The organism is Pseudomonas sp. NPDC087817 (genome assembly GCF_044742875.1).
Classification (GTDB): Bacteria; Pseudomonadota; Gammaproteobacteria; order Pseudomonadales; family Pseudomonadaceae; genus Aquipseudomonas.
Genome location: NZ_JBIUVJ010000035.1, coordinates 42030 through 50857, shown reverse-complemented (window position 1 = coordinate 50857; position 8828 = coordinate 42030). Strand labels below are relative to the sequence as shown.

Below are 8828 nucleotides of genomic sequence, written 5' to 3'. Positions count from 1 at the left end.
ATCATCCTTTGGATGAGCGAGAGTAAACCCGGTCCATAACTCTTAACCCTTAGCCGTAGTTGGATTAGCTGATGAACAAATTGATCGTGAGTCTGCTGTTGACCGTGGGAATCTCAGGCTTCGCCCATGCTGCCGGTGATGCCGCAGCAGGCCAGGCAAAAGCCGCCGTCTGCGGAGCCTGCCATGGCCCGGACGGTAACAGCATGGCACCAAACTTTCCAAAACTGGCCGGTCAAGGTGAACGCTACCTGACCAAGCAACTGCACGACATCAAGTCGGGCAAGCGCACCGTACTGGAAATGACGGGCCTGCTGACCAACCTGAGCGATCAGGATCTGGCCGACATCGCCGCCTACTTCGCCAGCCAGAAAGGCAGCGTCGGCGCCGCCGATCCGAAGATCGTCGCGCGCGGTGAAGCCCTGTTCCGTGGCGGCAACCTCGCCAAAGGCCTGCCCGCCTGCACCGGTTGCCACTCGCCGAACGGTGCTGGCAACGCCGCTGCCGGTTTCCCGCATCTGGGTGGCCAACACGCGCAATACATCGCCAAACAACTGACCGACTTCCGCAAGGAAGAAGGCGGTCGCACCAACGACGGCGACACCATGACCATGCAGACCATCGCCAAACGCCTGAGCGACGAAGACATCGCAGCCGTCTCCAGCTACATTCAAGGCCTGCACTAAGACCCACGGATAGAGCGTTGCCGGCGAGGGACATCTCCTGCAACGTTAACGCTCGATTAATCCGGCGCAGCAAGTATAAAAAGGGTGGCTTTGGCCGCCCTTTTTTGTGGCCGCTGCCGTTACACTACAGAACTCATGCCCGCCAGGATCTGTCTGAAAACAGGTCGCGCGAGGCGATCAAAATTGTCCAGGAGTAAAGCATGCGTAATCTGATCATCAGCGCCGCTCTCGTCGCTGCCAGCCTGTTTGGCGTGACCGCCCAGGCCGCCGAAGCCCCTGCCGCTCCTTATGTAGAACTGGCCAACCCGGTACCGGTTGCCGAGCCTGGCAAGATCGAAGTGGTCGAGCTGTTCTGGTACGGCTGCCCGCACTGCTACGCCTTCGAGCCGGTGATCAATCCATGGGTCGAAAAACTGCCTTCCGACGTCAACTTCGTGCGCATTCCTGCCATGTTCGGCGGCCCATGGGACGCTCACGGTCAAATGTTCCTGACCCTGGAAGCCATGGGTGTCGAGCACAAGGTGCACAACGCCGTGTTCAATGCCATCCAGAAAGAACACAAGAAGCTGACCGACAAGAACGACATGGCTGACTTCCTCGCCACCCAAGGCGTGGACAAGGACAAGTTCCTCGCCACTTTCGACTCGTTCGCCATCAAAGGCCAGATCGTCAAAGCTCGTGAACTGGCCAAGAAATATCAGATCACTGGCGTTCCAACCATGATCGTCAACGGCAAGTACCGCTTCGACATCGGCTCTGCCGGTGGTGCCGAACAAGCCTTGCAACTGGCTGACCAACTGGTGGCCAAAGAGCGAGCGACCAACAAGGCCGCTGCCAACTAAGCGCGGCAATCGCCATGCGCCGCTGGAAGACCGAACGCATCGTTGGCCTGCATGATCCGCAGGTCAACGAACATCACCTGGCGTCCACAGGCCTGCCAGCGGATCAGCGTCTGCGCCTGCTCAGTTTCAATATCCAGGTCGGCATCAGCACCGAGCGCTATCGGCATTACCTGACTCGCAGCTGGCAGCATCTGCTGCCGCACACCGGGCGCTCAGGCAATCTGCAGAAGATCGGCGACCTGCTCGGCGACTTCGATCTGGTCGCCTTGCAGGAAGCCGATGGCGGCAGCCTGCGCTCGGGCTACGTCAATCAGGTCGAACACCTGGCCCACCTCGGTGCCTTCCCCTACTGGTATCAACAACTCAATCGCAATCTCGGCCGACTGGCTCAGCACAGCAATGGCGTGCTCAGCCGTCTGCGCCCGTGGGCGATCGAAGATCACCCGTTACCCGGCCCGAAAGGTCGTGGCGCCATACTCCTGCGTTTCGGTGAAGGTCCGGAAGCGCTGGTGGTGGTGATGATGCACCTGGCCCTGGGGGCACGTGTGCGCACGCTGCAACTGGCCTATATCCGTGATCTGATCGGCGGCTATAAACACCAGGTGTTGATGGGCGACATGAACACCCATGCCAGCGATCTGCTACAACATTCTCCGTTACGCGATCTCGGCCTGCTGGCCCCGCAGGTGGAAGCGACATTCCCCAGCTGGCGTCCTCAGCGTTGCCTTGATCATATTTTGCTCAGCCCGACCCTGACCCTGGAAAAGGTCGAAGTGCTGGCACAACCGATTTCCGATCACCTGCCGGTCGCGGTAGAGATTCGTCTGCCGGGTTCGCTCACGGCCGATGCATTGCCCGCGTTGAGTCCTGCCCCTCGCGGAACCCCTGAATGAGCGACGACGCCCAGCGCTGGAAAGAGAAATACCTCAAAAGCATCGAACAGCAGGACAAGCTTGAACGTCGCTGGGCTGCCAGGCTCGACTTGCTGCGGCGCGGCCTGGTGCGCAGCACATTGGCCGCTGAGGGCACCGATAAAGTCGTTGATCAATGCATGAAAGAGATGCGCGACGTGGTGCGCACCGACGACATGGATGCCGGCCTCGCCGCCCTGTTGCCGCGTCTGGAAAAAGCCGTGCTCGATTCCGAGCAACGCCGCGAGACCCGCATTGATCAGGTCAGCACTGCGCTGACCTCGCTGGTGACCCAGTTGCAAGCGCTGCCGCTACCGCGAGAAGTCGCTCAGCCACTGAAGAAATTCGCCAAGCAACTGGACAGCCGTGTCGGTCAGGCCCGGGAAATGCCGCTGCTGTTGAGTGAGCTGAGCGGCTTGCAGGGCAAGGCGTTGAGTCAACTGGAAGCGCCGCCGGAGCCCGGACGCCCGGGATTGTTGCAGCGCCTGTTTGGTAGCCGTGACAGTGACGAGGCGCCGGCGCCGGAGCACGTGGCGCCAGTCGAACAGATACCTGTCGCTCCCGTGCCTGAGTCCGAACCCGTGCAAGCAGCCCCTGTCGCCATCGCTGAACCGGCAGTGGCCGCTACGGTTATCAAAGAAACTGCACCCATCACAGCAGTGGAAGCGCCAGCGCCTCAAGCCCAGCCGGAACCGGACGTAGGTGCCTTCGTTGCGCCGGTCGTCGCCACTGAAGCGGCCTCCCCGAGTGCAGTGGAAGCCACCGCGCCCGAACCTGAAACCGTTGCAGCTCCCACTCTAGCTCCGGCTCCAGTCGTACCGGTCGCTTTCAACCCCGACGAATTGATCCACCCCGGCGATCCTGCCCCGCTGTTCCTCGACAGCCTGCCCCTGCCCGAGCCCATCGCTCAGGCACTGGCGGCCATCGACCCGGAGCAATCCGAGCACGACGTCCTCTTTGCCCTGCCGGATTCTCCGGAGCCGTCCTACAGCTCTGTAGCCAAACACATCGAAGAAACACTGATCGGCCTGCTCGACGACCTGACGCTGCCCGAACGTCACCGTCCGCAAGCAGAAGCCATGCGTGAACGGCTAAAACATGGTTTGAACTGGTACGAACTGATCCCGATCCTCGACGATCTGGCGACGTTGATGCTGGCGATCACCGACAGCGGCCAGCATGAGTTCGAAGCGTATCTGCAACAACTCAACGAACGCCTCGAAGCGTTTCAAAGCAATCTGCAGGCCGCCAGCGAAGGACATGCCGACAACAGCTCGGCGGCGCGGGCGATGGACACGCAGATCCGTGAGCAGGTCGACGGCTTGCAGACCAGCGTCCAGGAAGCGGCGGATCTGGAGGACCTCAAGCAAGTGCTGGAGAACCATCTCGAAGGCCTGCTCGGCACCATGGACCAGCACCAGAAACAACGCGATGCCCGCGAGCAAGAAGTGGCGGCGCGACTTAAAGGCCTGTCCGAGCGCGTCGCGCATATGGAACAGGAGGCGCAAGGCTTCCGCGAGCACCTTGAAGAACAACGCCAGAAAGCCCTGATCGACCCCCTCACCGGCCTGCCCAACCGCGCAGCGTGGAGCGAACGTCTGGAGCATGAGATGAAGCAATGGCAGCAACACGGCAATACGTTGAGCCTGGCGATGCTCGACCTCGATCATTTCAAACGGATCAATGACAACTACGGGCACCTGGCGGGTGACAAGGTCCTGAAGATCATCGCCACCGTGCTGCGCAAGCGCCTGCGCGGCTCCGATTTCATCGCCCGTTTTGGCGGCGAAGAATTCGTTCTGCTGCTGCCGGCGACGCCGCCCGCAGTCGGGGCGAAATTGCTGGAAACCCTGCGCGCGGCGATCGAGGCCTGCCCGTTTCACTTCAAGGGCGAGCGCGTGACCATTACGATTTCCATGGGCCTGGCTTCGTTCAGGGCGGGAGAACACAGCGATCTAGTGCTTAAAAGAGCCGATCAGGCGCTGTACAGGGCTAAAAACGCAGGACGCAATCGGGTCGAGCTGGGCTAAGGAAATTGTTCGATTTTGTTTAAATCCGCCCGCTGACCGTCTGCACGCAAGGCATTACGTTACACTGTTGCATTATTGTCTTGCGTGTACTGCCTTCTGCCATGAAATTTTTTGCCCTCCTCGCGTCCCTGCTCGTTCTGGCCGGTTGTGCCAGCGGCCCGCGTTATGACACTAGCCATCCTTCCGCCAATCACGACAGCCGCATCCAGTTCGTGATCGTGCATTACACCTCGGCGTCGCTTGAGCGCTCGCTGCAGTTGCTGACCCACGGTGAGGTCAGCAGCCATTACCTGATCGGCGACGACAATCGCGCCACCGTCTACAAGCTGATGGACGAAAACCAGCGCGCCTGGCACGCCGGCGAAAGCCAGTGGCAGGGCCGTACCTGGCTCAACTCCAGCTCGATCGGTATTGAAATCGTCAACCCGGGCTTCAAGGACACGCCGACCGGGCGCCTGTGGTATCCCTACAGCGAAGCGCAGATTCAGGCGCTGATCGCCCTGCTCAAGGACATCAGCCAGCGCAACGGCATCAGCCCCCGCCACATCATCGGTCACAGCGATATTGCACCGTTGCGCAAACTCGATCCGGGGCCGTTATTCCCCTGGAAGCGTCTCGCCGCCGAAGGCTTGGGTATCTGGCCGAACGAGCAAGCCGTTGCCCGCCAGCAAGCGCTGTTCAACAGTAGCGAATTACCCAGCATCGGCTGGTTCCAGGCGCAACTGGCGCATTTGGGTTACGACACACCGCAGACCGGCGAACTGGATGTCGCCACCCGCCATGTCCTCGCGGCGTTCCAGATGCACTTCCGCCCTTCGCGCTTCGACGGAACGCCAGATGCGCAAACGGCCGCGTTACTGCTGGTACTCAATCAGACAAAATAATGACGCCCGCCCGACGGTCAGGGCGAGATTGCAATCAGCAGCTATAACTCATTGGTAATTCTTCGGATATTCCATGATGGTTGCTACCCGAGCGACGCTGCGTAGCTGGTTTTATCGCCCGTGGTTTTTGGCGATGATCGCGGCTGTCCTCAGTGCCAGCCTGCTGATCGCCGGCGGGATGTTCGTGGCCATGCGTCAGGTCGAGCAAAGCGAAAGCCAGGTCATGAATGCCCAGGGCGAGCGATTCCTCGCCCGCCTCGAGCAACTGTTCGGCCAGTTACGCGAAAGCCTCGACGATTTGGAAGCCCAGCCCCTGCGCAGTTGCGATGACGAAATGATCGCCACACTGCGACAAGTCACCTTCAACTATCGCTTCGTCTATGAAGCCGCCTACATGGACGCCTCGCGGATCTGCTCCAACCGTCCGCGTCAGGAAGGCATGTCGGTTGTCCGCGCACCCGACATCAAAGGCCCGACCTACAGTTACTGGCTGAACACCACCACCGAACCCGATGAAAACCGCGCCGCGCTGATGCTCGGTCGCGGCAATTTCCGCGTCGCCACCTCGCGCGGGCATCTGACCGACATGGTCGATCTGTCGCCCGGCAGCAGTCTGCTGGTGGTGCTGGATCACGGCACCCGGGCGATTCCGGTTCTCGGTGCAGATCAGGTCTGGCCACCGAGCGAACACTGGCCACCGAAAAGCCGCGACGCCTTGCAAGTCACCCAGACCCGGCTGATCTATCGCATGCCCACCGACAACCCGGAATATCAGCTGGTGCTGATCACACCACGCACCGGCATGCACATCCCCGCCATCTGGTGGTGGATGGTTCCGGTCTGTCTGGGGCTCGGCGCCTTCGTCGGTTTCTTTGTGTTCCTGCTGGTGCGCCAGCGCCAGTCACTGGACGCCGAACTGCACGGTGCCATCCGCCGCGGTGAGTTGCAGGTGCTCTATCAACCGATCTTCGACCTCGACAGCCGCAACTGCGTCGGTGCCGAGGCCTTGCTGCGCTGGCGCCGTCCGGACGGCACATTGACCAGCCCTGACTTGTTCATTCCGCTGGCGGAAAATACCGGGCAGATCCGCCAGATGACCGACTTCGTCCTCCAGCGTTTACTCGAGCAATTGGGGCCGGTGCTGCGCGCCAATCCGCAGTTGTATATCTCGGTCAACCTCGCGGCCTGCGACGTGATGGTGCCGCGCATCGGTCAAGTCATGGCGCGGCTGCTGAGCCTGCACAGAGTCGCGGCCAAGCAGATTGCCTTCGAGGTCACCGAACGCGGCTTGATTGATGTGGTGGTGGCGCGGGAAAACCTGCAAGCGTTGCGCGATGTCGGCCATCAGGTACTGATCGACGACTTCGGCACCGGTTATTGCAGCCTCGCCTACCTGCAAACGCTGCCGGTGGACTGCCTGAAAATCGACAAGGCGTTCATCGACGCCCTCGGCCATGACGCCGCCAGCAGTGGCGTCGCACCACACATCATTCACATGGCGCAGGCACTGGACCTGAAGGTGATTGCCGAAGGGATCGAGCTTGAGTCGCAAGCCGAATTGCTCAGCAGCGAAGGGGTGAAATTCGGTCAGGGCTGGCTGTTCGCCCATGCCCTGAGCGCAGTGCAGTTCATTGAGCTGATCACTCGCGGGCGCCGCCTCGCAGGGCGCCGCATGGATGACGAGGCTTAAACGGCAAGCGCCATATAAAACTGCGTGCCCTGCCCCGGCCGCGAATAAACGCCCATCCGCCCACCATGCAACTGGACGATCTCCTTGCACAACGCCAGTCCCAACCCGGCACCCCCCTTCTTGCGCCCGACCTGCACGAACGGTTCGAAGATCCGCCCTTGCTGGCCATAGGCAATGCCTTCGCCGTTGTCTTCGACGCTGATGATCACCCGTTCGCCATGGCGACGCGCCTGCAAACGGATCTGGCCGTCGCGGGCGGTGTGGCGCATGGCGTTGTCGATCAAATTGTCGAGTACCCGATCCAGTTGCGCCTGATCCGCCTGCAAGCGCGGCAGCGGCCCCTGCACTTCCACCTTCAGGGCGATGCCTCTCTCCGCTGCTGTCTCGGCAAAGCGCGACTGCGCCTGCTCCAGCAAGTCCTCGATGGAGCACGGCGCCAGTGTCAGCTTCTGCAAACCGTTCTGGTAGCGCGAAAAGTTGAGCAAGTCGTTGATCAACTGCATCAGGCGCTGCATTTCTTCGTTGACCGTGTCGAGCAGGTCCGCCTCGCGTGAGTCCGGCGCAAACTTCGCCCGCTCACGGAACAGACCGAACGCCATGTGCATGCCGGTAACTGGCGTGCGCAGCTCATGGGAGGCACGTAGCACGAACTCGCTGCGAACCCGCTCGAAAGCGCGCTGCTCAGTCACGTCGTGCAGCACCATCACCGCGCCGAGGATGTGGCCCTGCGTGTGGCTGACCGGCGTCAGGCTGTACGTCAGCAGGCGCGATTCGCCGTCGACTTCGATGCTCAGGTCCTCCGGCGCTCGCTCCAGGGTTCCGCCGCGCAGCACCAGTTGCAGCTGCGCATCCAGCTCCGGTCGTTCAAGGGCCGCGCCCAGACCTTGACCGAGACGGTCGTCGTCCCAGCCCAATTGGCGCTGGGCCACCGGGTTGAGGTGTTCCAGATGCCCCTGGCGATCAATCATCAGCAAGCCGTCGTCGATGCTGTCGAGTACCGCTTGCAAGCGTTGCTGGCCGGCCAGCAGTTCGTCGATGTTGGTCGCCTGATGTTCGCGCAACGCTTCGGCCATCAGCCCGAACCGCTTGGTCAGTTGATTCATTTCCATCGCCGAGGAAATCGGCAGGGTCACTTCGAAATTGCCTTGACCGATGTTGTCCGCCGCATGCGCCAGCGCCTCGATCGGCGCGCCAAAACGACGGGCAATACCGTGTGCCGTGACGAAGCCGATGATCAACACCGCCAGCCCGACCAACCCAAGCAGACCAGCCACCAACAGCGCCCGGTCGCGGGCATCATGTTGAACCAGATTGATGTTGTCGAGTGCGTGCTTGTGTTCGGTAATCAGTCCGTTGCGCAGGGTGTTGAAGCGCTCACGGAAGTCGGCATTGCTGCTCAACGACGTGGCTGGATCACGGGACAGGTCGAACGCCTGCAGAAAACTCAGGTAATCCGCCTTGGCCTGAGTGAAGCCATACAAGCGGCCATCACCCTCCTGCTCCTGGGCAATGCCTTCGTCGAGGAGCTGAAAGTAATGCTGCTTGGAGGCTTCGAATGCAACGGCATCAGGCTTTTCCGCGAGCATGATGATCAGCTGATCGCCCAAGGTCTGGCGCAGCTTGAGCCCCAGATCGAGGGTGACGAAGTTGCTGCGCACCAGCGCTTCCTGGGTTCCGGCCATCTGCATCACGCTGACCAGCCCGAGCAACAGCCCAAGCAAGGCCACGGTGATCAGTGCGGAAATGCTCAGGAACAACCGGGTCCGCAACTTCATCGCCAGTTTCATC

7 protein-coding genes are annotated in these 8828 nt (G+C 61.1%); 6 read left to right on the top strand and 1 reads right to left on the bottom strand.

All coding sequences use genetic code 11. From position 1 onward, the window contains the following. Positions 1 to 71 precede the first annotated feature (71 nt). The 6 genes from ACIONG_RS20250 (at position 72) to ACIONG_RS20225 (ending at position 7040) form a co-directional block, all read left to right on the top strand. Positions 72 to 683: a cytochrome c gene (locus ACIONG_RS20250; RefSeq protein WP_008081240.1), complete on the top strand. Its 612-nt coding sequence runs from the start codon at positions 72 to 74 to the stop codon at positions 681 to 683. 200 nt (positions 684 to 883) lie between these two features. Further along, positions 884 to 1525, top strand: a complete 642-nt coding sequence (locus ACIONG_RS20245) for a thiol:disulfide interchange protein DsbA/DsbL (protein ID WP_103302919.1) — start codon at positions 884 to 886, stop codon at positions 1523 to 1525. A gap of 14 nt (positions 1526 to 1539) precedes the next feature. Next, on the top strand, positions 1540 to 2418 hold the full coding sequence (locus tag ACIONG_RS20240; RefSeq protein ID WP_103302918.1) for an endonuclease/exonuclease/phosphatase family protein: 879 nt from the start codon (positions 1540 to 1542) through the stop codon (positions 2416 to 2418). After that, complete coding sequence (locus tag ACIONG_RS20235) at positions 2415 to 4466, top strand: diguanylate cyclase (RefSeq protein ID WP_401302305.1); 2052 nt, start codon at positions 2415 to 2417, stop codon at positions 4464 to 4466. The genes ACIONG_RS20240 and ACIONG_RS20235 overlap by 4 nt, the downstream gene beginning before the upstream one ends. A gap of 101 nt (positions 4467 to 4567) precedes the next feature. Beyond that, on the top strand, positions 4568 to 5350 hold the full coding sequence (locus ACIONG_RS20230) for an N-acetylmuramoyl-L-alanine amidase (RefSeq protein WP_401302303.1): 783 nt from the start codon (positions 4568 to 4570) through the stop codon (positions 5348 to 5350). Positions 5351 to 5426: 76 nt separating this feature from the next. Further along, on the top strand, positions 5427 to 7040 hold the full coding sequence (locus ACIONG_RS20225) for an EAL domain-containing protein (protein ID WP_401302308.1): 1614 nt from the start codon (positions 5427 to 5429) through the stop codon (positions 7038 to 7040). On the opposite strand, the gene ACIONG_RS20220 is transcribed toward ACIONG_RS20225, so the two are convergent. Next, the gene (locus ACIONG_RS20220; protein ID WP_401302301.1) at positions 7037 to 8827 is read right to left on the bottom strand and encodes a KinB sensor domain-containing domain; all 1791 of its coding nucleotides are present in this window, start codon (positions 8825 to 8827) and stop codon (positions 7037 to 7039) included. The two genes, ACIONG_RS20225 and ACIONG_RS20220, sit on opposite strands and share 4 nt — an antisense overlap. Position 8828: the final 1 nt, after the last annotated feature.